Consider the following 492-nt stretch of genomic DNA (forward strand, 5'->3'; position numbering starts at 1 on the left):
ATTAAATACTATCAGCTTTCCAAATTGTTAAAGAGCGGGCTTAAAAAAGCCAAAGATAAAATTTCGTTTATCTTTGGCATCTCTGTCCATATGCATAGCGACACAGTCATTATGTCGTGTAAATGGTGGAGCTATGCGGGATCGAACCGCAGACCTCCTGCGTGCAAGGCAGGCGCTCTCCCAGCTGAGCTATAGCCCCATTTACATGCAGTGCGAGTAACTAAGATGTTCCAAACCTCTTAAAGGATTGGTTTGCCAATTCAAATTGAGACAAGGCGTAAACGGAGGACGTTTAGTCTACTAAACGACGATGTTTACAACGCAGTATCAAGAAGAATTGGTGGGTCAGAGTGGACTTGAACCACCGACCTCACCCTTATCAGGGGTGCGCTCTAACCAGCTGAGCTACAGACCCATCTTTGATAAACCCGCTTAACCAGGCCCATCGTTACTCTTTCTTCTATCAAGCAAATCTGTGTGAACACTCAAAAG

General features: G+C 44.9%; 2 tRNA genes. Both read right to left on the bottom strand.

Annotated elements, in window-relative coordinates:
- Positions 1-123: 123 nt before the first annotated feature.
- Positions 124-199 (bottom strand) — tRNA-Ala (locus LZP73_RS19265).
- 139 nt (positions 200-338) lie between these two features.
- Positions 339-415 (bottom strand) — tRNA-Ile (locus LZP73_RS19270).
- Positions 416-492 lie beyond the last annotated feature (77 nt).

It is taken from the genome of Shewanella sp. AS16 (genome assembly GCF_021412365.1).
GTDB lineage: Bacteria > Pseudomonadota > Gammaproteobacteria > Enterobacterales > Shewanellaceae > Shewanella > Shewanella salipaludis.